The following is a 24030-nucleotide window of genomic DNA, read 5'->3' as shown; positions in this document are numbered from 1 at the left end:
AACCTTACATGGCACACTACAGCTTAACGCCGCGCGTCAAAGTGCTGGCAGACCGCTTACTCTCACACGCCAGCACCCTGTGCACCGAACATGCCGCCGTGCTCAGCGCCCTGGATGGCGATATCGCCGGGATCCCCGCCGCCGTGAAACCGGCGCGCCGTTTCTTTGAGCTGATGCGCCAGCTGCCGCTGAGCGTCAGCGCCGATGAGCTTATCGTTGGCGACCAGACCCGCAAACCGCACGGGGCGATTTTCCATGATGAAAGCGCCACCCGCCGCCCGTCGGTCTTTCAGTTTCTTAACCTCAACAGCGAGCTGGACTCACCAGACTACAAACTGGTGGTGGAAAAAGGCGTTCTGGCTATCAAACATCAGCTGGAAGAGAAAGCCCGCGCCCTGGGGAGCGCCGTCAGCCGCAGCGGCATGGATGAGGTGAACGGTTGCCGCGCCGCGGTCTACGCCTGCGACGCGCTGCTGGCGCTGGCGCAGAACCTGGCTAACAGCGCCGAACAGCTGGCCGCCGGGCAAACCCATGCTTACCGCAAAGCCGAGCTGGCAGAAAGCGCCGCCATGCTGCGCCATGTTCCGGCCCACCCGGCCCGCAACTTTAAAGAAGCCTGCCAGGCGTTTTATCTGTTCCAGCTGGCGCTACAGCTGGACAACGGCAGCTACGCGGTGAACCCGCAGGGGGCGGATCTGGCCCTGCTGCCTTACTATCAGCGCGATATCAGCAGCGGCGCACTGACCGCCGACCAGGCCTATGAGATAGTCGAGTGCCTGTGGTTTAAACTGGCCCAGTTAAGTGAAGTCCGCGCCGCCTGCGCCACCGACGGCTACCCGATGCTTGATGCCATGATCCACGGTGCCAGCCTCGACAACGCCGCCACCAACGAACTCTCCGCCCTGTTTATCAGCGCCCAGCGTAACCTCAGCGCCCTGAACCTGCCGGTGCGGCTGTTTAGCGGCGTGCAGCAGCCCGCCAGTGCGCCATTTGCCGCCAGTACCGGGAGTACGCCGGTCATGGAAGGCTTAACGCCGCGCATGCAGCGCCTGCGTGACCACTACCTGACGGTACGCCCGAGCGTGTCTATCTATCGCGCCCTGGCCTTTACCGAGGTGGTAAAAGCCAACCCGGGCATGCCGACCATTCTGCTGCGCGCCAAAGCCTTCCGCCACGCCTGCGAAACCGCGCCGATTCTGATTCAGGACGATGAGCTTATTGTCGGCCATCCGTGCGGCAAGCCGCGCGCGGGTGCCTTCTCACCGGATATCGCCTGGCGCTGGGTCCGCGACGAGCTCGACACCATGAGCACCCGGGCACAGGATCCCTTCGACATCAGCGAAGCGGATAAAAAAACCATCCGCGAAGAGATTGTCCCCTTCTGGGAAGGCCGCTCACTGGATGAGATCTGCGAAGCGCAGTACCGTGAAGCCGGGGTCTGGGCCTTCAGCGGCGAGACCTTTGTCAGCGATCTCTCCTACCACCAGATCAACGGCGGCGGCGACACCTGCCCGGGCTATGACGTTTTACTGTTCACCAAAGGGATGAACGGCATTAAAGCCGATGCCGAGGCGCACCTGGCCTGCCTGAGCATGGAAAACCCGGAAGATATCGACCGTATCTACTACTACAAAGCGGCAATCGAAACCTGCGAAGGGGTCATGGGTTACGCCCGCCGCATTGCCGCCCACGCCCGCGAACTGGCGGTGAAAGAGCAAGACGCCCGGCGCCGGGCCGAGCTGCTGACCATTGCCGATGTGAACGAGAATGTCCCGGCAAACCCGCCGAAAACCCTGCAGGAAGCGTTGCAGAGTATCTGGACTGTCGAATCGCTGTTTGAAATTGAAGAGAACCAGACCGGGCTCTCCCTGGGCCGTGTGGACCAGTATTGCTACCCGATGTTCGAAGCCGACATCCGCGAAGGCCGCCTCACCCGGGAGTCCGCCCTGGAGCTGTTACAGGCGTTTATTATCAAATGCGCCGAACTGATGTGGATGTCGAGCGAGCTGGGGGCCAAATATTTCGCCGGTTATCAGCCGTTTATCAACCTGACCGTTGGCGGCCAGAAGCGCAGCGGCGGGGATGCCTGTAACGATCTGACCTACCTGATTATGGATGCCGTGCGCTTTGTGAAGGTGTACCAGCCGTCGCTGGCCTGCCGTATCCACAACCAGTCGCCCCAGAAATATATGGAAAAAATCGTCGACGTGGTGAAAGCGGGTATGGGCTTCCCGGCCTGCCACTTTGACGACTCCCACATCAAAATGATGCTGCGCAAGGGTTTCGATTTTGAAGACGCCCGCGACTACTGCCTGATGGGCTGCGTGGAGCCCCAGAAATCCGGGCGTATCTACCAGTGGACCTCCACCGGTTACACCCAGTGGCCTATCGCCATTGAGTTTGTGCTCAACCGGGGGCGGATGGTGCTATTTGACAGCTACCAGGGGCTGGATACCGGTGAGCTGCAAAACCTGAACACGTTTGAAGCGTTCGACGCGGCCGTAAAACAGCAGATTGCCCATATCGTGCGCCTGTCGGCCATTGGTACGGTTATCAGCCAGCGTGTTCACCGCGATGTGGCCCCCAAACCGCTGATGTCCCTGCTGGTGGAAGGCTGCATGGAGAGCGGCAAAGACGTTGCCGCCGGGGGGGCTATGGTCAACCACGGGCCGGGGCTGATTTTCTCAGGGCTGGCGACCTATGTGGACTCCATGGCGGCCATCCGCAAGCTGGTGTTCGACGAGCGCAAATACACCCTCGAACAGATTCGCGATGCGCTGCTGGCGAACTTTGAAGGCTATGAAGCGCTGCGCCGCGACTGTCTGAACGCGCCGAAATACGGCAACGACGACAACTATGCCGACCAGTATGCGCTGGATATTACCGAGTGGACCGAGAAAGAGTGCCGCAAATACCAGATGCTCTACTCCACCCTCAGCCACGGCACCTTGTCCATCTCCAACAACACGCCAATTGGTGAGCTGACCAACGCCACCCCCAACGGCCGCCTGGCGTGGATGCCGCTCTCTGACGGGATCAGCCCGACCCAGGGCGCGGATAAACAAGGCCCGACGGCGATTATCAAGTCGGTCAGCAAGATGAACGTGGAGACCATGAACATCGGCATGGTGCATAACTTCAAGTTCCTCAAAGGGTTGCTGGATACCCAGGAGGGCCGCCACGGTCTGATTACGCTGCTGCGTACCGCGTCTATCCTCGGCAACGGCCAGATGCAGTTCAGCTATGTGGATAACGAAGTGCTGAAAAAGGCGCAGCAGGAGCCGGAGAAATACCGCGACCTTATCGTGCGCGTTGCCGGTTACAGCGCCTACTTCGTTGAGCTGTGCAAAGAGGTGCAGGACGAAATCATCAGCCGCACGGTGATTGAGAAATTTTAATTTCTGACTGCCGCATTTGACATAACCGGAGGTTCTCCCCCGGGCTGGCTATCGGGCCGCCCGGGGGAGCGGGAGGCACGCGTGATAGCAACACAAGAATTAACCGGGCGCATTTTCAATATCCAGAAGTATTCCATCTATGACGGCGATGGCATCCGCACACTGGTGTTTTTTAAGGGCTGCAACCTGCGCTGCCCCTGGTGCGCCAACCCGGAAGGGCTGACTCAGCAGTTTCAGGTAATGTTCTCGCACGACAAATGCATTAACTGCGGCGAGTGTGCCAGTGTCTGCCCGGCCGGGGTGCACACTCAGGTGGCTGAGAACGGCGTCATGAAGCACGTTGTCGACCGCAGCAAAACCTGTGTGGGATGCCGCAAGTGTGAAGAGATTTGCACCCGGCGCGCACTGGACATCATGGGCCGGGATGTCACCGTCAGCGAGCTGATGGAGATAATCATGCAGGACTATGACTTTTATATCTCCTCCGGCGGTGGCGTGACCATCGGCGGCGGTGAAATGAGCCTGCAAACCGATTTTGCCGTCGCCTTATTCAGCGAATGCAAAAAAATGATGATCAATACCGCCGTGGAGACCCAGGGCACCACGCCGCTGGCCAACTACCAGAAACTGGCACCGGTAACCGACACCTTCCTGTTTGATCTCAAACAGATAGACAGTGAACAGCACAAGGGGATGCTCGGTATCGGCAATGAGGGGATCCGCCGCAATCTTGAATGGCTGGTGGACTCCGGTGCCAGCGTGATTGTGCGTATGCCGCTGATTCGCGGTTACAACGATTCGTTCGACGCCATCACCGGCGCGATAACCTACGTGCAAAAGCTGGCGAAGCGCGGAAATATCCGCCGCATTGACATCCTGCCCTACCACCAGCTGGGGCGCAAAAAATATGAGCGCCTGGATATGCCCTACCCGGTGAGCGGGGATCCGTCTTACGCACCGCAAGAGCTGGACCAGCTGGAGGCCTTCTTCCGGCAATTTGATTTTGATATTCGCTTAGTCCGCCATTAACAGGAGCCGAGAATGAAAAGCTTAGGCGTCATTGAGACACGAGGGCTGGTCAGCGCCATTCAGGCCGTTGACGCGGCCTGTAAAGCCGCCGGGGTCACCTGCATTGGCTATCGCAAGGTGGGTTCGGGCCTGGTCAGTGTCTGTTTTGAAGGGGAGATCAGCGCCATTCACACCGCCATTGAGCGCGGCGTGGCCGTGGCAGGGGCCGGGCACACAGTGCGCTCCCTGGTGATTGCCCGCCCGGAGCCCAGCGTGGTTAACGCGCTGAGCAGCCTTAAAGGCAACCCGCCACCGGCGAAAAGCGCGGCCGCACCCGCCGCCCCCGCTGCCGTGGCCGCGCCAGAGCCGGTCACCCCCGGGGCCCCCCAGCCCGACCAGGAAGAGAAAAACCCGGCGCAGGCCCATAAGAAAGGGAAAAAAGCATGATAGACACCCTGCTGCGCGAAAAAATCACCGCCCGCCTGAGCGCCAGCTCCCCGGCGATCCCGGTGGGCATTTCCAACCGCCACGTGCATCTTGCCCGGCGGGACGTTGAAGCCCTGTTCGGTGAAGGCTACAGCCTGACCCCGTTGCGCCCCCTGCGCCAGCCCGGGCAGTTCGCCGCTAAGGAGTGCGTGACCGTTGTCGGGCCCAAGGGCTCGCTGACCGGTGTGCGCGTGCTCGGCCCTGCCCGGCCGGAATCCCAGCTGGAGGTCTCCCGCGCGGACTGCTTTGCCCTCGGTATTCAGGCGCCGCTTCGTGAATCCGGCCAGCTGGACAACGCCGCCAGCGCCCTGCTGATTGGCCCCGCCGGGCATATTGAGCTGCATTCCCGGGTGATCTGCGCCTGGCGCCATATTCATATGTCGCCCCGGGACGCCCGGTTGCTGAATGTCTGCAACGGCCAGAAGGTGAGCGTGCGTAGCCAGGGGGAGCGCCAGCTGACCTTTGACGAAGTGGTGGTCCGCGTGCGCGATGATTTCGCGCTGGAGTTCCACATTGATACCGAAGAAGCCAACGCCGCCGGTCTGAAAAACGGCGCGCAGGTGACGCTCATCGGCTAACGGAGGCCCGCCATGACCGACGAACAGATAGAACGCCTGGCCGCACGGGTGATTGAGCGCCTGACGCCACCGGTGCTGGTGATGGTCACGGCCGCAGAGGGCTACCGCACGGAAATCCGCCAGCGCCTGGCAGGCTGCGGGTATCCGCTGCGCATTGCCGCCGAAGCGGGCCTGGCCGATGCCGCCGCCTGGCAGGAAGCGGGCGAACTGTTACCGCCCCGGGCCTGGCAGGATACCCTGCCCCCGGCCCCCTGGCGGGCCGTGCTGGTGCCGTTTCTCGACTATCCGCTGGCCGCCAGCCTGCTGGACGGCACCCTGAACAGCCCGGTCGCCAGGCGGCTGCACGATGCGCTGCTGGCCGGTATTCCGGTGCTGGCGCTGCGCTACCACTGCGATCCGCACAGCGAGCTCAACCAGCTGCGCGGCGCCCGGGCCGACAGCGCCTACGCCGGGCACCTGCAAAATATGCTGGCGCGTCTGGAAGCGGCGGGCGTGGAGCTCTGCACCATGAATGCGCTGCTCGCCAGGCTGGCAGACCCGGCCACGGCCGGGGTCGCAAGTCACGAGCCGCGCGGTTATCTCACCGTGACGGATCTGGTGAATAACCCGGCCCTTGCAACGGCACCGCACGCCCGGCTGACCGACGCGGCAATGGATTTTTTAAAAAACAGAAAGCTGTGACCTTATCCTACACTGACCCTGGAGCTTAAATATGTCTTCTAAAACAAAATGCTGGTTATGGATGCTGCTGGTTATCCTCTCGGAGACCTCGGCCACGTCGACACTAAAAATGTTCGGCAGCAGTGAAGGCAGCACCAAAATGATGCTGCTTGCGCTGCTGGTGGCGCTCTACTGCACCTGTTATTACTCGCTCTCCCGGGCGGTAAAAGATATCCCCGTAGGCCTGGCCTACGCCACCTGGTCCGGCACCGGCATTCTGGTGGTGTCGACACTCGGGATGGCGTTTTACGGCCAGCACCCGGATACCGCAGCAATTATCGGCATGGCGGTTATCGCCAGCGGTATCGTGATTATGAATCTGTTCTCAAAAATGGGTTCTGAAGAGAGCGAAGAGGCCGCCCCCGAGGCACCTGTCGCTGCCATGAACAAAGAAATCGCCAACTAACAGGAAAGGATACCTTTATGCTTAATCTCGGATTTGTATGGCTGGCGCTGTCTATCGGCTCCGAAATCACCGGCACGTCAATGATCAAAAAGACCAACGGCTTTAGCAAACTGGCCCCTTCGGTGCTGGTGGTGTGCGCCTATGGCCTGTGCTACTTCGCCCTTACCCGTGCAATGAGCACCATCCCGGTTGGCGTGGCCTACTCGTTATGGTGCGGTTTCGGTATTGTGGGGGTGACTATCTGCTCGATGATCCTCTATAAGCAGAAGCCGGATCTGGCGGCAATTATCGCCATGGCGCTGATTATCTCCGGCGGCGTTATCATGAACGTCTTCTCGACCATGTAACGCCGACACGGGTTACCCAGCCGGGCGGCGCTGCCTGCCCGGCTTACTTCAGCCGCTGGCCTGCTTCATCCACCACTTGCTCACCATCTTCTTTGCTGAACGCCCCCTGTTGCGCCCCGGGGAGGATCTCCAGCACCACCTCCGAAGGGCGGCACAGCCGGGTCCCCAGCGGGGTGACCACAATCGGGCGGTTAATCAGAATGGGGTAGCTGAGCATAAAATCGAGTAGCTGATCGTCGGTAAAGGTGTCCTGCGCGAGCCCCAGGGCCTCGTAGGGGTCAACATTCTTACGCAGCAGCGCCCGGACCGGGATCCCCATATCGGCAATCAGCCTGACCAGCACCTCCCGCGAGGGCGGGTTATCAAGGTAGTGAATAATCTCAGGCTCTGCGCCGCTGTTACGGATAATCCCCAGCGTATTGCGCGACGTGCCGCAGGCCGGGTTGTGATAGATAGTGATGTTGCTCATATCAGTGTCTCATTACAGGGTGACAGAAAGACGTAGCGCCAGCGCGGCAAGCGTCACAAACAGTACCGGCAGGGTCATCACAATGCCGGTACGGAAATAGTAGCCCCAGGTGATGGTCATGTTCTTCTGAGCCAGCACATGCAGCCAGAGCAGTGTTGCCAGGCTGCCAATCGGGGTGATTTTCGGCCCCAGATCGCAGCCAATCACGTTGGCATAGACCATCGCCTCTTTGATAATGCCGGAAGCGGTGCTGCCATCAATAGAGAGCGCCCCCACCAGCACCGTTGGCATGTTGTTCATCACGGAGGAGAGAAACGCGGTAATAAGCCCGGTGCCAAAGGTTGCGGCCCACAGGCCGTTCTCCGCCAGCAGGTTCAGCACGCCAGAGAGGTATTCCGTGAGCCCGGCGTTGCGCAGCCCGTAGACCACCAGATACATACCGAGTGAGAAAATCACAATCTGCCAGGGTGCGCCGCGCAACACTTTGCCGGTGTTAATGGCGTGCCCGCGCTTCGCCACCGCAAACAGGATAACCGCCCCGGTCGCCGCAATGGCGCTGACCGGAATACCGAGCGGCTCAAGGATGAAAAAACCCGCCAGCAGCAGCGCCAGCACTACCCAGCCGGTTCTGAAAGTGGCCTTATCTTTGATGGCCTTCGCGGGGGCTTTCAGCAGGGCCAGATCGTAGGCAGGGGGAATATCTTTGCGAAAGAACAGATGCAGCATCGCCAGGGTGGCGAGAATGGCGGCGAGATCCACCGGCACCATGACCGAGGCATAGTCCGTAAATCCCAGAGAGAAGAAGTCCGCCGACACGATATTGACCAGGTTTGAGACGATAAGCGGCAGGCTGGCCGTATCGGCAATAAACCCGGCGGCCATCACAAATGCCAGGGTCGTGCTTTTGCTGAACCCCAGCGCCAGCAGCATGGCAATAACGATAGGGGTCAGAATCAGCGCTGCGCCATCGTTGGCAAACAGTGCCGCAACCGCCGCCCCCAGCAGCACAATCCAGGTAAACAGCAGGCGGCCCCGGCCATTTCCCCAGCGGGAAACGTGCAGCGCAGCCCATTCGAAAAAGCCGGACTCATCCAGCAGCAGGCTGATGATAATCACCGCAATAAAGGTGGCGGTGGCGTTCCAGACAATATGCCACACCACGGGAATATCGCTAATCTGCACCACGCCGCAAACCAGCGCCAGTAGCGCGCCCAGTGCCGCACTCCAGCCGATACCTAACCCCCTCGGCTGCCAGATAACCAGAATCAGGGTCAGGACAAAAATAGCGCCTGCCAGTAACATATATCCTCCTGACAGGGCGGGTTTACCGCCCTGTATGCCAAAAAATTAACCTGCCAGTGCCCTGAGTTTTTCAACGCCGGTGGGCTCTTCTGCCTGCACCGGAACCAGCGCTACGCGGCGGGTGTGCTGGCGCTTCACGGCCTCTATCTGGGGCAGTTCTTGCCGGGCGCGCTGGCAAAGCAGCGGTGAGTGCGTCTGCGCTATCGCCAGGCTGTTATTGATGATCCAGCCCCAGGGGTGGATCCCCGCCCGCTCAAGGTCCGCCTGCAGGTTTGCCGCCTCCAGCACCGGGGTGGTCTCCGGCAGGGTCACCAGCACTATTTTGGTCCGCGCCGGATCCTGAAGCTGCATCATCGGCGTGGTAAAGTGGCCTTTACTCCCCATTTTGTGGGCAATTTCGCGGTGATACGCCCCGGTGGCATCCAGCAACAGCAGGGTGTGGCCGGTCGGTGCCGTATCCATAACCACAAACCGCTTACCCGCCTCGCGGATCACCCGTGAGAACGCCTGGAACACGGCAATCTCTTCGGTACAGGGTGAGCGTAGATCCTCTTCCAGCAGTCGCCGCCCCTCTTCGTCCAGCTCTTTCCCCTTTGTTTCAAGGACATGCTGGCGATAGCGTTCGGTTTCCTCCTGCGGGTTTATTCTGCTGACCTGCAAATGGCTGAGGCTACCGCTGAGTGTTGCGCTCAGATGTGCGGCGGGATCTGAGGTGGTGAGATGCACATCAAATCCTTTATCTGCCAGCCGGACAGCAATGGCGGCGGCCATCGTGGTTTTCCCCACCCCGCCTTTGCCCATCAGCATGATCAGGCCGTGTTCACTGCGGGCAAGCTCATCCACCAGGGCTGAGAGCGGCGCCTCCTCCACTAAGTGGTGGGGTTCAGCCTCCGCCGGGGTAATGGCCGCAGCGCCGGGGCTTAGCAGCGCTTTCAGGGCCGGAACGCCAACCATATTGACCGGCTGGAGGGGTAACATATCAACAGGCAGTGCCGATAACCCGGCAGGCAGGTGCGCCAGCGCCACCTGCTCCCGCTGCCATATGGCGGCGGCCAGTGGATCATGCCCGGTTTCAGATTCAGGCAGCACGCCATTCACCACCAGATACTGGTTGTTAATGCCCGTTGCGGCCAGCTCGCCATGGGTGCGGGCCACTTCCGCAAGCGCCGATTTTTGCGCCCGCGCGACCAGCACCAGGCGGGTGCGCGCCGGGTCAGACAGCGCCTCAACCGCATGGGTATATTGCTCGCGCTGCTTTTCCAGCCCCGCCATCGGCCCCAGGCAAGAGGCGCCATCCGGGTTATGTTCAATAAAATTGCTCCAGGCGCCGGGCAACTGGAGCAGGCGAAGAGTGTGGCCGGTGGGGGCGGTATCAAAGATGATGTGATCAAACCGCTCCCGCAGACGGGAGTCTGTCAGCAAGCCGGTAAACTCGTCAAATGCCGCAATCTCCGTGGTGCATGCGCCGGAGAGCTGCTCGCTGATACTGTTGACGACCTCATCAGGCAGCAGGCCCTTTATCGGGTCAACGATTCTGGCGCGGTACTGCCGGGCGGCCTCCTGGGGGTCTATCTCCAGCGCAGACAGGCCGGGCACCGCACTGAGCGCCAGGATCTGGTTGCCGATAGTCTGCCCAAAAACCTGCCCGACATTCGAGGCGGGATCGGTACTGACCAGTAAAACCCGCAGACCCTGCTCTGCCAGGCGGATAGCCGTGGCACAGGAAATGGAGGTTTTGCCCACCCCACCCTTACCGGTAAAAAACAGGTAAGGCGGAATATGCTGTAAGAATTTCATCTGTCCTCCTGACATGCTCAACAACAGGATGTATTACCACCACAGCCGCGCTGGGGGGCTAAGCCCACCTTTTCCAGCGGAATGCCGAACCAGCGGGCCAGCTCCGGGCGTTTCGGGTAGCGCCCGGCCATAACGGTTTCGCCGTCCAGTAATAACAGCGGAAGCCCCTGGGCACCGGAGGCCTCAAGAAAGGCCCGGGCCGTTTCGTTTTCAACAAAACGCATCGGCTGTTGCGCCAGGTTGTAACGCTCCACCTGCACGCCGCGCCCTTTCAGCCACTGCACGTCGGCTGAGAAATCCACCAGTGCCTGGTCGACATCGGTGCCGCACACGCCGGTACTGCAACACATTGCCGGATCAAAGACGGTTAATGTTTTCATCCTCAATACCTCATATTCGTTAAACCAGATATATTAAGTTAAATTTTTCAGATGCAGACGCTCTTACCGCCAGCAGAACAACCGCAGGCCAGCTTACGGGCAACGGCCTGCACGCTGGCCTGCTGGCTTAGCCAGGCCTGCTCAATCACCTGTGCCGCCCAGGAGGGCATATGCGGGGATAAACGGTAATGGACCCATTTGCCCTGTTTGCGATCCAGCAGCAGCCCGCTTTCCCGCAGCATCGCCAGATGGCGGGAGATCTTCGGTTGCGACTGGTCCAGCGCCGTGCAGAGATCGCACACGCACAGCTCCCCCATCTCCCGGAGCAGTAACACAATGCCCAGGCGGGTTTCATCAGACAGGTTTTTGAAAAGTTGCAGGGACGTGAGTGGCATCATACCTCCTGTTCATATGCAGACAGGATACGCCGCAGGGTGATAAAAGCAACTTTCATATTCGGAAAAACAGATATATTAACTGGCAGGGTACTTTCAGCGCAGACGCCGCTAAACCATAAAGTGAATATGCTTTTTGCCGTGGAAACGGGAGATCTCAATTTTCGTTCGGACCCGAAACACCTCCCACAGCAGCGCTTCGCTGAGGATATCCCCGGGGGTGCCGGTCGCGATAATTTTCCCCTGGTGCATCACCAGCAGTGAATCACAGAACATGGCGGCGTGGTTAAGATCGTGAATCGCCACGATACTGGTTACCGGCAGCGTGCTAATCAGCTGCATAAGCTGTAACTGGTGGTGGATATCCAGGTGGTTGGTCGGCTCATCGAGCAGAATTTCCGTGGGCATTTGCGCCAGCGCCCGGGCTATCTGGACCCGCTGGCGCTCCCCGCCCGACAAGCCGGGCCAGGGCTGCCCGCTTTTTTCCAGCATATCCACCTTTTGCAGCGCTGCGGTTACGCACTCATCGTCGTGCGGGTGCCCGCCCGCAAACGGGGAATGGTGCGCAATGCGGCCAAGCTGCACCACATCGCGCACCCGCATACCGGACTCTGTCGTACTGTGCTGCTCCACAAACGCCACCCGGCGGGCGAGCTGCTTTCGGGCCATGTGGGCAATGTTTTTGCCATCCAGCGTTACGCGGCCGCTCTCCGGGCGGCGCAGGCCCGCCAGAACCCGCAACAGCGAAGATTTACCACAGCCATTAGGGCCAATCAGCCCGACCGTTTCCCCGGCGGCAACGCTCAGCGACACATCATCAACAATCACCTTATTACCTGCCCGCCAGGTAATGTGTTCAGCGACAATACTCATCACGGCCTCCCGGTGCGGTAAATCATCATCGCGAAGAACGGCACCCCGATAAGCGCCGTGACCACCCCCACCGGCAGGCTTTGCGGCGCAATCAGCAGCCGGGAGGCGATATCCGCCAGCACCATCAGAATCGCCCCGGTCAGTGCGCTGGCAATCAGCAACCGGCGGTGCAGCGGGCCACAGCAGAAGCGCATAACGTGGGGCACCACCAGCCCGACAAAGCCAATCGCGCCCGCCATACTGACAATGGTCGCGGTAATCAGCGCGGTAATCGTAAAGAGGATAAAGCGCACCCGGGGTACGGCAATCCCCAGCGAGGCGGCGGCATCTTCACCAAAGGTGAAGGCATCCAGCGCGCGGGCGTAATACAGGCACACCCCAAGCCCGGCCAGCACCACCACCAGCACCAGGTGAAACTCCGGCCACCTGACACCGCTGAAGCTGCCCAGCAGCCAGAACATCACATCGCGCGCCTGCTGCGCACTGGCCGACGTGCTGATGGTATAGGCGGTAATGGCATTAAAAAGCTGGGAGGCGGCAACACCGGCCAGAATCGTGCGGGCGTTGCCGCCACGGCTCAGCAACGCGACAAAAACAAAGGCGCCAAACGCCCCGGCAAATGCCCCGGCGGAGAGCGACACAACCCCCGTGCCAATCCCCAGGACCACCACCGAAACGGCCCCCGCAGAGGCCCCGGCAGAAACACCAAGCACATAGGGCTCTGCCAGCGCATTCTTCAGCAAACTTTGCAGTACGGCACCGCTAATAGCGAGCCCGGCGCCGCTACATGCGGCAACCAGCGCGCGGCTCAGGCGGAAATCCCAAATCACGCTTTCATAAATACGGTTAAGCGGCACTGCGCTCAGCCCCGCTTTATTGCTGATGGCGTAATAAACGCTTTGCAGCGGGATAGGCAGCTCCCCCACGCTGACACCCAGCGCAATCACCAGCAACAGCAGGATGACAGACGCCAGGCCTAACGTGGTTCGCGCCGCAAACGCGGCGGCCATCAGTTCAGCCCCAGTTTTCTGAGCTGTTCCCCCACCTGCTCGGCACCGAACAGCGTTCTGATGGTCGGGTTCATCGCCTGGCCGTCCATCACCACAATGTGGCCCTTTTTCACCGCCTCCAGCTGGCTGACGGCCGGGTCACTTTTGAGGAATTTGATTTTCTCTTCCGCGCTGTCCAGCGCCCAGCGGTTACGATCCAGGCTGGAGACCACTATCACATCCGGATTTGCCGCAATAATGCTTTCCCAGTTGACCGTGGGCCATTCGGCTTCAGCGGTAATGGCGTTATGGCCGCCAAGAACACCGGCAATAAACCCGGACGCGCTGTTTTTACCGCCCACATAGGCATCCGCAGACGGCGATGAGCTTGAGAACCAGAACACAAAGGAGAGATCTTTTTTATTCCGGCTGAATTCTGCACGCAGGCGGCTTTCGCGCTGCCTGAAATCTGCCACTAAGGCCGCCCCGCGCGCCTGCACATCAAAAATGGTGGCGAAATCTTCAATCTCTTTGTAGAGCCAGCTCATATCCCACAGCTGATGGCGGTTGCCGTACATATCCCCCGGGGCCTTTTCCGTGGCGCACACCCCGGGCGACAGATAGCTGTTTACGCCAGCGGTTGCCAGATCTTCACGCTTTGCGACTTTACTTTCCGGCCCCAGTAAGAGCGGGAGCTGGGCGGGAATAAAATCAGGACCCGGTGCGAGGATAGCCTCAAGGGTGGGGATTTCGACCGTCAGCAGTTTGATACCGGCGTTCTGCGCCGCCAGTTGCGGCAGCACTTTCGTTGGCCAGTATGCGCTGGCGACCACCTTATCCTGCAACCCCAGCAACAGCAGGATCTCAACGGTATTTTGCCCCAGCGCCACCACGCGCTCAGGCGGGCGGGTAAATGTCTCCGTATACCCGCAGTTTTCAATCGTCAGAGGGTATGTGGTTGCCAGAGCAGAACTCACCGACGCAAGCAGCATGCCCGACGCGAAAATGGCCTTTTTCATTAAACGCGGTCCTTAATTAAAATGATTTGCTGAATCCTGGAGAAATTACTAATGAGAATGAAACTTATTATCAAGTGAGGGGTTTTATACAATGGCGGCCGCAGATATGTCAATGCGTGATAATTTCATTAAGTTATCATAATAAAATGTAATGATATGGGGGGCAGCAACACGCCCCCCGCAGTCAGACCCGCCCGGCCATTAACGCGCGGGCACCGGCTGCCACTGAGATAACGGCTGGCCCGCGGCGGCCCACAGGGTGCGCACCACCAGATTATGGTCATCCCGCTGGGGGGCGCCGGATACCGTAACGGTGCCTATTATGCCGCAGCCGGTCAGCTGGAGCGGGTAGCTGCCGCCGTACGGGGCGAAATCCCGGCAGCTGACCCCGTAGCGGGCTTCCAGGGTGGTCTGGCGCTGCTCCAGCATCAGCCCCGCCTCCCAGGAGCTGATGCCCAGCAGCTCGACCAGGTTGCGCTTACGCCGCACCCAGTCAATATTTTCACCGCTGGCCCCGGGCAGCAGTGCGCTGAACAGGCAGACGCGGTTAACGGTAATATCAATCGCCATCGGGTAACCGGCCTCCCGGGCCGCCTGGTAAAGGGTATTGCCCAGCGCCCAGGCATCGTGGTTGTCAAAGTGGCTAAGCCAGGTGCGCTGGCGCTGAGCGTCGCACAGCGCTATCTGTTGCTCAAGGGTGGGTTGTTCTGGTGTCATGTGGGGCTCCGGTTAAATATGTCTGGGCGCGGCATCAGGGGCCGGTGTTTTATGGCTATCCGTTGCAGACAGATCGCACCCTTTTGGCAGCAAAAATGTCATGGTTCCCGCCAGCAGCAGTGAGGCCGCCAGGGCGCACACCGCCACGTTCTGGCCATACAGATAAATCATCACCCCCACCAGGTACGGCCCGCAAAAGCCGCCGAGGTTACCCAGACCGTTGATCACCCCTCTGGCGCTGCCCGCCACTTCCGGGGCGGCAATACGCCCGGGGATCGACCAGAACGGGCTGGTGGCCGCCTTCAGGAAGAAACCACACACCACCAGGGCTATGTAAGCCGCCACAATATGGTCACGCAGCAGCACCGAGGCAAGCAACGCAGCCGCAAAGCTGTACAGGGAGATTCGCACCCACAGGCGGCGTTTACCGCTGCGATCGCTGAACAGGGAGATAACATAGATCCCGGCCAGGGTGGCAATAAACGGCAGGATAGCCAGCATCCCGACACCGGCCATGCTGGCCCCGGTGAGGTTTTTCAGAATGGTGGGAAGCCACAGGGTGTAGCCGTAGTCACCAGTCTGGTAAAAGAAGTTCAGCACCACCAGGCGCATCAGCCCCTTGTTACGGAACACCGCTTTTAACGGCGCATTCGCTACGGGCTCGGCCTCCTGGCGGGCCTGGCGTTCTCTGCCCAGTTCGGCCAGCAGGTATTCACGCTCTCTGGCCGGTAGCCAGCGGGCTTCTTCCGGGCGATCGCTGATGACCAGCCACCAGATGATAAGCACCACCACCGACAGTAGCCCTTCGATAATAAACAGCCAGCGCCAGTCGAGGGCGGCAATAATCGCCCCGGAGACGGGGGCCGTCAGCATGCCGCCCAGCGGGGCAAACATCATGACAAAGGCATTCGCCCGGCCCAGCTCTTTTTCCGGGAACCAGTTGCTTACCATGGTCAGCACCACCGGCAGCATGCCCCCTTCAGACACCCCGAGAATAAAACGCAGGGTCAGCAGCTGATATTCATGGGTCACAAACCCGGTAGCGATGGAAACAATAGCCCAGGCCACCAGCGACCAGGCAATAAAACGCTTACCGCTGCCATAAACTGCAATTCGCCCGCCGGGTATCTGGAGAAATAAATAACCAATAAAAAATATTCCGCTGGCGACACCGGCCATCTGGCTGGTAATACCTAAATCCTGCTCCATACCGCCAGGTAAGGCAAAACTGATATTTACCCGATCCATAAATGACATAATACAGGCAATAAGAATCGGCGCGATAACCCGCACCCAGCGGGTCCCTGGTATTTTATCGTTCATATTAATTTCCCGGTTATATTTCACCGCCACCGGAATAAACCGGTGGCAGCCGGTTAAAATAGCCAGCAAGAATATGCTGTATATTACTGGAGAGAAAATACCGTTATTTAATCAGCCCGGGGATCTCCTGGTGATTAAAATAACCGGCCAGATTAGCCAGTACCGATGCGCTCATGGCCTGGCGGGTTTCAACTGTGGCGCTGGCAACATGGGGCTGGAGCAGTACGTTGTCCAGCGCAAAGAAGGCCGCCGGAACATGGGGCTCGTTTTCAAATACGTCCAGTGCCGCCCCGGCGATAACATGCTGCTGTAACGCCGTTATCAGCGCCGCTTCATCCACCAGGCTGCCCCGGGCAATGTTAATCAGCCAGCTGTGCGCGGGCATCACCTTAAAGACGCTGGCATCGATAATGCCTTTATTTTCCGCACTGCCGGAGGCGGCCACCACCAGAAAGTCGCTTTCGTGGGCCAGGGTGTGCAGGTCGGCGCACCACTGGTAATCCAGCGCACTGTTGCGCTGGCGGTCAGTATACAGAATGGTCATATCAAACCCCCGGGCACGGCGGGCAATGGCCTGGCCAATATGGCCCATGCCGAAGATGCCGATCCGCTTGCCGCTCACTTTGCTGGCCAGCAGCGGCGCACTGTGCTCCCAGCTCCCTTCGCGGACGAAGCGGTCCCCCTGGCACAGGCGGCGGCTGGCGGCCAGCAATAACCCCATGGCGAGATCGGCAACATCGTCGGTCAGTACCCCGGCGGTGATCGCCACCCGGATATTGCGCTGCCGGGCGTAAGCCATATCAATGGCGTCTGTGCCGACCCCGAAGACCGCGATCGCGCCCACCCCGGGCAGCTGTTCGAGGATTTCCCGGCGGATGCCGACATCCCCCCGGGTGACCACCGCATGGATAGCGGCACCGGAATGGGCCAGGAAAGCGGGAATATCGGTTTGTTCATAGAGCCGCAGGACCCGGTAGTGCGCGTCCAGCGCGGTCTGTAGTGCGTCCATTACCGGGGCGACCAGTAATACCGTGGGCTGTGTGTGGTGCTGAGTGTCTGTGTGCATAGGAGCGGTCCTGTTTGAAATGCCAGTAGCGTATGCCCTGTATCAAACGTGTTTTCCCCGCTTATTTTTGCGATCCACATCACACCAGATAGTGTTAAAAAAGCGTGTTACCACGGGCGTGATCTGGCGGGCAAAATCCTGATACGCATCAGGGATATCGCCGCAGTTAAATGGTTTCCCCCATCGATAACTGGTAGTGGAGATCGACCCGCTCGATAGCCGGTAATCCGTTGATTTTCTTGATGAGCAGCTCGGTGGCAATTTTACCCATATCAAAACGCGGGGTCAGTACGCTGGCCAGCCGCGGGGTGGTGACCTGGCCGATCTCCAGGCCATGAAACCCGGCAATCGCCATTTGCTCCGGCACCTGGATCCCGCAGGCGCGGCATTCGCGCAGCACCCCCACCGCCAGATCGTCATTGGTGCACAGGATGCCGTCCATCTGCGGGTACATCTGGCGCGCCAGGGTCATCATTCCGGTGCCCATCGTTACGGAGGAGATCTTACCCGGCATAATGCGCCCGGCGCTTAAGCCTGCGTCGCTCATGGCCTGGCAGTATCCGGCGTAGCGCTGTTCATCACGCAGGTCGGACATGGCGCCAAAGTAAATGATCTGCCGTTTGCCGCTGGCCAGCAGCATGCGGGTCATATCCAGACCGGCGCGGAAATTATCAAACCCCACGTTGATGCGCCCGGGGTTTTTGGCAAGCCCCATCACTTCCGCAACGGGGATCCTGGCCGTGCGCAGGTATTTTTCGGCACGGATACTGTGCACGCTTTCGGTAAGCAGCAGCGCTTTCACATTAAAGGCCAGCACCGTGGCGATTTGCTCTTCTTCTTTCTGGCGGTCGTAGTCGTAATTCACAACCAGTGTCTGGTAGCCCCGGGCCGCGGCGGCGCTCTCTACCCCGGCCAGCAGATCGGCAAAAATCTGGTTATTAAACGACGGCACCAGCACCCCGATGCGTTCAATGGCATTACTGTTGATCGCCGGGTTATCCGGATCCGGCTGGTAGCCCACCTCTTCAATCACACTGGCAATACGCCGGGCGGTTTCCGGTTTTACTTTTTCCGGGGTGCGTAAATAGCGGCTGACCGTCATTTTTGTTACACCCGCCAGGGTGGCAATATCATTCAGTGTTATGCGCTGCACTTTCATTGTTTCTGCCAGAAGTGAACGGGAAGGAGCCTCTCATTATGCCTGCCGCCGGGGTAAATAGAAATCGCCACACCCGCCCGCAACGGGGGAAAACCCGGTTATTTCCCGCGCCAGATCACAGGGAAAGTAACGCCGTTTCGTAACATCATTTTGAGTGATCGCGATCACAGTTTCACCCGGGTAAAAAACGTGAGATAGACGACACGTTAATTCGCCACGGCCCGGCCCGGTTATTAGCGCAACACAATGCCGGGCTGGCATATATTCACCATTATCACGGGTTATCAGTATCCGCACGGGGATATTTATTTCCGCTGATCACTGCGCAAAAACGGGGCTTCGCCATGAATGATCTTTTTAGCTTGCAGAATAAACGCATTTTAATTACCGGCTCCGGCCAGGGTATTGGATTTACCATGGCTCAGGGCCTGGCAAAATACGGTGCGGAAATCATTATTAATGATATTTCAGGTGAGCGGGCTGAAAAAGCCGCCGCCCGTTTAAAAGAGGCCGGATATAAAGCCCATGTGGCGGTATTTAATGTGACCGATCCGCAGGACGTTGAACAGGCCATTGAGAATATCGAAACCGGTATCGGGCCCATTGATGTGTTATTTAATAACGCCGGTATTCAGCGGCGCCATAAATTCACCGAATTCCCGGTCAGTGACTGGAACGCGGTGGTGGCGGTCAACCAGACGGCGGTGTTTTTAGTCTCCCGGGCGGTGGCCAGGCGGATGCTCAGCCGCCAGCAGGGCAAAATCGTCAATATCTGTTCGATGCAGAGCGAACTGGGCCGCGACACCATTACCCCCTATGCGGCAACAAAAGGGGCGGTGAAAATGCTCACCCGCAGCATGTGCGTGGAGCTGGCGCGCTATAACATCCAGGTCAACGGTATCGCCCCGGGGTATTTCAAAACCGCCATGACCCAGTCCCTGGTTGAAGACAGCGCCTTTACCGACTGGCTATGTAAGCGCACCCCCGCCGCCCGCTGGGGGGAGCCTGAGGAGCTTATCGGCGCGGCAGTGTTCCTTTCGTCTAAGGCGTCTGATTTTGTGAATGGTCATCTGCTGTTTGTGGATGGCGGCATGCTGGTAGCGGTGTGAGGGGCGATAAGATGGCGGGTCGCTGCATTATCATTATGGGTGTCTCCGGCACCGGGAAATCGACCGTGGGGCTGGCGCTTTCCCGGGCCCTGGAGGCCAAATTTATTGACGGGGACGACCTTCACCCGCGCGCCAATATCGACAAAATGGCGGCAGGCCAGGCGCTGGATGATAACGACCGCCAGCCCTGGCTGGGCCGATTGTCCGATGTTATCTACAGCCTGGAGCAAAAAAACGAAACCGGGGTGCTGGTGTGCTCGGCCCTGAAAAAGCGCTACCGGGAGAGGCTGCGCAGCGGGAGCCGGCACGTGCGGTTTTTGTGGCTGCACGGTGATTTTGAACAGGTGATGGCGCGCATGTGTCAGCGTAAAGGCCACTTTATGCCCCAGGCCCTGCTCCAAAGCCAGTTTTCCACCCTCGAAACCCCCGGGCCGGACGAGCCGGATGTACTGGCGGTAGATATTACCCCGCCGGTGGAAAGCATCGTCCGCCAGTGTGTTCACCAGTTGCGCTGACCGCGCACCCACCCGAAACCAGGATATAGAAAATGATTATTGATGCCTTAGCCACGGCGGCCCGTAACCCGCTCTACCCGGCCGCCCTGCGCCAGATGCTGACGACCATTCTTGAACACCGCCCTGAGAATTTACCCGCCGGGCGCTATCAGGTTCAGGGGGATCAGATGTTTTTTAACGTAGTCGAGGGGGAAACCAGGCCGCTGGCAAGCCAGAAGCCTGAGTTTCACCGCCAGTATCTTGATGTTCATATTGTGCTGGAAGGCCATGAAGTGATCGGGGCCGGTGTCGCCGGGCCAGAGCCGACCCTGAGCGAGCCCTTTAACGCAGCCCACGATATCGGCTTTTGCCCGGCAATCCCCGGCGAGACGCAGATCCACCTTCAGCCCGGTGAGCTGGCGGTTATCTTTCCCGGTGAGCTGCACCGCCCGATGTCCACCTGCCAGGCACCGGCTGCGCTGCGCAAAATCGTTGCCAAAATTGACCGCGCACTGCTGGGGTGAGTGTGAATGCTGGCCGCCCGGCCCTGATGAGCGGAGCGGCCATTGAGGGGGTGTCTCAGCAGTCTTCAATAATCAGATAGACCGCCTTCACCGGGCCGTGTACCCCAACGACCTTGATAAGCTCAATATCCGCCGTCGAGCTGGGGCCGCTGATGATATTAATGCACGATGGCATACGCTCCCCCGCCTGCGCTTTCTGGTGCAGTTTTTCCGCCAGTTGCGCCACCCGCGGCAGGATGGTGCTCTTGCGCAATACAAAAACCGAGGACTCCGGCAGCAAACTGAGTGAGCGCCCGCGCTCCGGTGCGGAGAACAGCACCACGCCGCCGGACTCTGTCAGGCCGTATTCCGCGTACACCACGCCCACTTTTGCCTGCTCGGCCAGGGTAATATTCTCCTCCCCCCGGGCCGGATCCCAGACTTCCGCCCCGCACGCCTGTTGCAGGTGCCCGGTGATCCCCAGTTCCGCCAGCCGCTTGTCGCCGCTTATCACCACTGGTTTACCGCCCAGCTCGCTACACAGGCGTAACGCGGCTTGCGGGGCCTCTGCCTCGCAGGTCAGCTCACAGCGCGCCAGCATGACATCGCTGGCAAACTGGATAAAGGCATCGCAGCGCTGCTGCTGGCTCAGCTCTGTCAGCCGCTCGTTCGCATAGTTGTTAACGGGTGCGTCATCTGCCTGCGGTTCCCGGCGCAGCGGGCGGCCCAGGGAGCGGGCGATGGTGTTTAAAAATTCACTACGGTTATCCATTCTTTTTCTCCTGGGCCTGATGTTTCTTAAACCAGCTACGGAAGCTCTCGCCGTCAGCATCAGGGAGATCGCGCGCCTCCATCCACTCACCCAGCGCACCAATCCGGATCGGCGTTTTACCGCCTTTGATAAACCAGCTTGCCGCATGGGCACCGGCCGTCATCCCGACCTTCCAGAGCCCGGGGTGGCTGTTGGCCCAGGCGAACATTTTAATCGCCCGCTGCTCTGCTTTCGGGGTAATGCCCCCTTCGGCCATCACCCGGCGGTGGCGCAGGATCAGTTTTGACAGGGGAATACGCACCGGGCAGACGCTGTCGCAGGCCGTGCACAGTGAACAGGCGTAAGGCAGGTCTTTAAAATCTTTATAGCCACCGAGTAACGGGGAGATCACCGCACCGATAGGCCCGGGGTAGATAGAGCCATACCCGTGTCCGCCAATATGGCGGTATGCGGGGCAGGTGTTCATACAGGCCCCGCAGCGGATGCAGCGCAGCACATCGCGAAACTCAGAGCCCAGCACCTGCGAGCGGCCGTTATCCACAATCACCAGGTGGAACTCTTCTGGTCCGTCAACGTTATCCGCCTCACGCGGGCCGGTAAGCCAGGTGTTGTAGCCGGTCAGGCGTGCGCCTACTGCGCTTCGCGCCAGCATGGTAATCAGCACGTCTACTTCGGCAAATGTCGGCGCGATACGCTCCATCCCCATCACCGCGATGTGCGTTTTCGGCAGTGTGGTACACATCCGCGCGTTGCCTTCGTTGGTGACCAGGCAGACAGAGCCCGTTTCCGCCACGGCAAAGTTACAGCCGGTGATACCGATTTCAGCACTGAGGAAATCTTCACGGATCTTCTGGCGGATGAACAGTGTCATCGCTTCCGGGGTTTCCGGGCCATCGTAGCCCAGACGCTCATGCAGTACGCGGCGGATCTGATAGCGATCTTTATGGATGGCCGGGACCACCACATGGGAGGGGGGATCCTGATCCAGCTGAAGGATGTACTCCCCCAGATCCGTTTCGATCACCTGAATCCCGGCCTCCTGTAATACCGCATTCACGCCGATCTCTTCGGTGACCATGGATTTGGACTTCACCACCTTGCGCGCGTTTTTACTTTTGGCGACCTGTAAAATGTAGCGGTTGGCCTCCTCTTTGGTGCGGGCGAAATAGACGTGGCCGCCGTTTTCCGTCACCTTTTCAGAGAGCTGGTACAGGTAAGCATCAAGGTTGCTCAGTACATGGTCGCGAATCTGGCAGGCCCGGTCACGCCAGTCGTCCCAGTGGCCCAGCTCATCCACCATTTTCTGGCGATTTGCCCCGATACGCTCCTGCGCATTCGCCACGGCTTTGCGCATAACGGGATCTTCAATTTGCTGACGGATGCGTGTTTTAAATTCTGTATCGCTGGTTTTTATCGACATCTTTTTCCCCTCAGCGGCTCATCAGCACTTCAGCAATATGCATCACTTTGACCGGCTGCCCTTCACGCTGCAGGCGGCCACCAATATTCAGCAGACAACTTACGTCGGCACCAATCAAATATTCCGGGCGGGCATCCATCAGATGCATGACTTTTTCTTTCACCATCTCGCCGGAGATTTCGGCCATTTTGACGGAGAATGTCCCGCCAAACCCGCAGCAGGTATCCTGATCGGCAAAGGTGAGCAGCTCCAGCCCGCGCACGTTTTTCAGCAGCCTGAGCGGCTCATCCTTCACGCCCAGTTTGCGTGTCAGGCTACAGGACGGGTGATACACCGCCCTGCCCTGCAGGCTGGCGCCTACGTCTTCTACGCCAAGTTTGTTGACGATAAAGGACGTCAGATCCTGCATACGCGCGGCAACCCTTTCCGCACGCAGCGCCCATGCGGGTTCATCAGCCAGATAGGACGGGTAGCTTTTTACCGCATAGGTACAGGAGCCTGCCGGTGAGATAATCGGGTCGTCGTTCTCTTCCAGGGCGGCGATCAGGTTTTTCATCCCCGGGATCGCTTCTTTAATGTAGCCGCTGTTAATGGCTGGCTGACCACAGCACCCCTGCTTTTCAGGGAAGTTTACGCGGCAGCCCAGTTTTTCCAGCAGCAGTACGGAGTCTCGTGCCATCCGTGATTTCAGTGCATCGCCAATACAGGTGACAAAGAAATTAACATTCACAATCAGTGCTCCATTGCTTCATTTTTATGCAGCCCCGTAGGCCGTGCTGATAATCTCGTGGTTATCGCCCCTTGCCGTGCGTTAGCCGGGCCTGCACCACCCGGGACACGTTGGCAGGGGCACGAGCGGGGCCAGCCAGTTACGTCAATACGGTAAAAAGGTCTTATTATCAGTGTGTTCATGGAGGGCGGCTCCCCGCACCTGATTTCTGCTCCTTATCGCCGGACACTCGAAAACGGTCATGACTTTATTTGTATGACAAAAATATACTCTCGCAATTAATATCTGTATGCAATACTTCATTTTATTTATTTCGGCACTGCTCACATTTTTATATTAAATTTACAACTCGCCGATATTTGTCAGCAAATGTTCTCAAAAGACTATTGTTCAGTTTATTCCGGATACCACTTTATACCTATTTTAAAATACCCAGAATGGGTAGCTAACCATTTAAAATTAATGATATTTAACTTTGAAATAACATTATTATTCAAAGCATTTAACACAAATATTTTTATTGTACTGAAGCGATTTAGTTTGCAGTTTTTATTTTATCAATCAGTTACT

General features: G+C 58.8%; 25 protein-coding genes. 10 read left to right on the top strand and 15 right to left on the bottom strand.

Annotated features, from left to right (window positions below):
* The first annotated feature begins 8 nt into the window (after nt 1-8).
* The 7 genes from cutC (at nt 9) to EBL_RS03535 (ending at nt 6943) form a co-directional block, all read left to right on the top strand.
* Complete coding sequence (gene cutC, locus EBL_RS03565) at nt 9-3398, top strand: choline trimethylamine-lyase (RefSeq protein ID WP_002442200.1); 3390 nt, start codon at nt 9-11, stop codon at nt 3396-3398.
* 81 nt (nt 3399-3479) lie between these two features.
* A complete protein-coding gene (gene cutD, locus EBL_RS03560) occupies nt 3480-4427 on the top strand; it encodes a choline TMA-lyase-activating enzyme (RefSeq protein WP_002442197.1) in 948 nt (315 codons plus the stop codon).
* Nucleotides 4428-4439: 12 nt separating this feature from the next.
* The gene (locus tag EBL_RS03555; RefSeq protein WP_002442195.1) at nt 4440-4853 is read left to right on the top strand and encodes a BMC domain-containing protein; all 414 of its coding nucleotides are present in this window, start codon (nt 4440-4442) and stop codon (nt 4851-4853) included.
* The gene (locus tag EBL_RS03550) at nt 4850-5470 is read left to right on the top strand and encodes a phosphate propanoyltransferase (RefSeq protein ID WP_002442193.1); all 621 of its coding nucleotides are present in this window, start codon (nt 4850-4852) and stop codon (nt 5468-5470) included. The genes EBL_RS03555 and EBL_RS03550 overlap by 4 nt, the downstream gene beginning before the upstream one ends.
* A gap of 12 nt (nt 5471-5482) precedes the next feature.
* Nucleotides 5483-6151: a hypothetical protein gene (locus tag EBL_RS03545; RefSeq protein WP_002442192.1), complete on the top strand. Its 669-nt coding sequence runs from the start codon at nt 5483-5485 to the stop codon at nt 6149-6151.
* A gap of 31 nt (nt 6152-6182) precedes the next feature.
* Nucleotides 6183-6596, top strand: a complete 414-nt coding sequence (locus EBL_RS03540) for a DMT family transporter (protein ID WP_002442190.1) — start codon at nt 6183-6185, stop codon at nt 6594-6596.
* A gap of 17 nt (nt 6597-6613) precedes the next feature.
* Nucleotides 6614-6943 (top strand): DMT family transporter, encoded by a 330-nt coding sequence (locus EBL_RS03535; protein ID WP_002442189.1) that lies wholly within the window; start codon nt 6614-6616, stop codon nt 6941-6943.
* Between the two features lie 43 nt (nt 6944-6986).
* Here the strand turns inward: EBL_RS03535 and arsC are convergent, their stop codons facing one another.
* The 12 genes from arsC to EBL_RS03475 form a co-directional block, all read right to left on the bottom strand.
* A complete protein-coding gene (gene arsC, locus EBL_RS03530) occupies nt 6987-7412 on the bottom strand; it encodes a glutaredoxin-dependent arsenate reductase (protein ID WP_002442188.1) in 426 nt (141 codons plus the stop codon).
* 12 nt (nt 7413-7424) lie between these two features.
* The gene (locus EBL_RS03525; protein ID WP_002442187.1) at nt 7425-8714 is read right to left on the bottom strand and encodes an arsenic transporter; all 1290 of its coding nucleotides are present in this window, start codon (nt 8712-8714) and stop codon (nt 7425-7427) included.
* A 45-nt stretch (nt 8715-8759) separates the two neighbouring features.
* Entirely contained in the window at nt 8760-10511 is a 1752-nt protein-coding gene (gene arsA / locus EBL_RS03520; protein ID WP_002442185.1) for an arsenical pump-driving ATPase, read from the bottom strand.
* A gap of 17 nt (nt 10512-10528) precedes the next feature.
* Nucleotides 10529-10891: an arsenite efflux transporter metallochaperone ArsD gene (gene arsD, locus EBL_RS03515; protein WP_002442183.1), complete on the bottom strand. Its 363-nt coding sequence runs from the start codon at nt 10889-10891 to the stop codon at nt 10529-10531.
* 47 nt (nt 10892-10938) lie between these two features.
* Complete coding sequence (locus tag EBL_RS03510) at nt 10939-11289, bottom strand: transcriptional regulator (RefSeq protein ID WP_014715836.1); 351 nt, start codon at nt 11287-11289, stop codon at nt 10939-10941.
* Between the two features lie 108 nt (nt 11290-11397).
* Nucleotides 11398-12159: a siderophore ABC transporter ATP-binding protein EitC gene (eitC, locus tag EBL_RS03505; RefSeq protein ID WP_002442180.1), complete on the bottom strand. Its 762-nt coding sequence runs from the start codon at nt 12157-12159 to the stop codon at nt 11398-11400.
* Nucleotides 12159-13169, bottom strand: a complete 1011-nt coding sequence (locus EBL_RS03500) for a FecCD family ABC transporter permease (RefSeq protein WP_002442178.1) — start codon at nt 13167-13169, stop codon at nt 12159-12161. The genes eitC and EBL_RS03500 overlap by 1 nt, the downstream gene beginning before the upstream one ends.
* Complete coding sequence (gene eitA, locus EBL_RS03495; protein ID WP_002442176.1) at nt 13169-14167, bottom strand: siderophore ABC transporter substrate-binding protein EitA; 999 nt, start codon at nt 14165-14167, stop codon at nt 13169-13171. Before eitA ends, EBL_RS03500 begins: the two co-directional genes overlap by 1 nt.
* A 201-nt stretch (nt 14168-14368) precedes the next feature.
* Nucleotides 14369-14884, bottom strand: a complete 516-nt coding sequence (locus EBL_RS03490) for a heme-degrading domain-containing protein (protein WP_002442174.1) — start codon at nt 14882-14884, stop codon at nt 14369-14371.
* 12 nt (nt 14885-14896) lie between these two features.
* Nucleotides 14897-16207 carry an MFS transporter gene (locus EBL_RS03485; protein ID WP_014715835.1) on the bottom strand — a complete coding sequence of 437 codons (1311 nt, stop codon included), beginning with the start codon at nt 16205-16207 and terminating at the stop codon, nt 14897-14899.
* 103 nt (nt 16208-16310) lie between these two features.
* Nucleotides 16311-17273, bottom strand: coding sequence for a 2-hydroxyacid dehydrogenase (locus EBL_RS03480; RefSeq protein WP_002442171.1), 963 nt, complete (start codon nt 17271-17273; stop codon nt 16311-16313).
* Between the two features lie 166 nt (nt 17274-17439).
* Nucleotides 17440-18432: a LacI family DNA-binding transcriptional regulator gene (locus EBL_RS03475; protein ID WP_002442169.1), complete on the bottom strand. Its 993-nt coding sequence runs from the start codon at nt 18430-18432 to the stop codon at nt 17440-17442.
* A 344-nt stretch (nt 18433-18776) separates the two neighbouring features.
* On the opposite strand from EBL_RS03475, the gene idnO reads away from it, so the two are divergent.
* The 3 genes from idnO to EBL_RS03460 are packed head-to-tail and all read left to right on the top strand — an operon-like array spanning nt 18777 to nt 20559.
* Nucleotides 18777-19541, top strand: coding sequence for a gluconate 5-dehydrogenase (gene idnO, locus EBL_RS03470; protein ID WP_002442167.1), 765 nt, complete (start codon nt 18777-18779; stop codon nt 19539-19541).
* 11 nt (nt 19542-19552) lie between these two features.
* The gene (locus tag EBL_RS03465) at nt 19553-20056 is read left to right on the top strand and encodes a gluconokinase (RefSeq protein WP_002442166.1); all 504 of its coding nucleotides are present in this window, start codon (nt 19553-19555) and stop codon (nt 20054-20056) included.
* Between the two features lie 32 nt (nt 20057-20088).
* Nucleotides 20089-20559, top strand: a complete 471-nt coding sequence (locus tag EBL_RS03460) for a NanQ anomerase/TabA/YiaL family protein (RefSeq protein ID WP_002442164.1) — start codon at nt 20089-20091, stop codon at nt 20557-20559.
* A gap of 55 nt (nt 20560-20614) precedes the next feature.
* On the opposite strand, the gene EBL_RS03455 is transcribed toward EBL_RS03460, so the two are convergent.
* The 3 genes from EBL_RS03455 to EBL_RS03445 are packed head-to-tail and all read right to left on the bottom strand — an operon-like array spanning nt 20615 to nt 23460.
* On the bottom strand, nt 20615-21310 hold the full coding sequence (locus EBL_RS03455) for a LutC/YkgG family protein (RefSeq protein WP_002442162.1): 696 nt from the start codon (nt 21308-21310) through the stop codon (nt 20615-20617).
* Nucleotides 21303-22730: a LutB/LldF family L-lactate oxidation iron-sulfur protein gene (locus EBL_RS03450; RefSeq protein ID WP_002442159.1), complete on the bottom strand. Its 1428-nt coding sequence runs from the start codon at nt 22728-22730 to the stop codon at nt 21303-21305. The genes EBL_RS03455 and EBL_RS03450 overlap by 8 nt, the downstream gene beginning before the upstream one ends.
* Before the next feature lie 10 nt (nt 22731-22740).
* Nucleotides 22741-23460, bottom strand: coding sequence for a (Fe-S)-binding protein (locus EBL_RS03445; protein WP_002442157.1), 720 nt, complete (start codon nt 23458-23460; stop codon nt 22741-22743).
* Nucleotides 23461-24030: the final 570 nt, after the last annotated feature.

Origin of the sequence: Shimwellia blattae DSM 4481 = NBRC 105725, from assembly GCF_000262305.1 — a bacterium.
GTDB classification, from domain to species: domain Bacteria; phylum Pseudomonadota; class Gammaproteobacteria; order Enterobacterales; family Enterobacteriaceae; genus Shimwellia; species Shimwellia blattae.
Note: the sequence above shows the minus strand (reverse complement) of the source record. Positions and strands in the feature narration are given on the sequence as shown.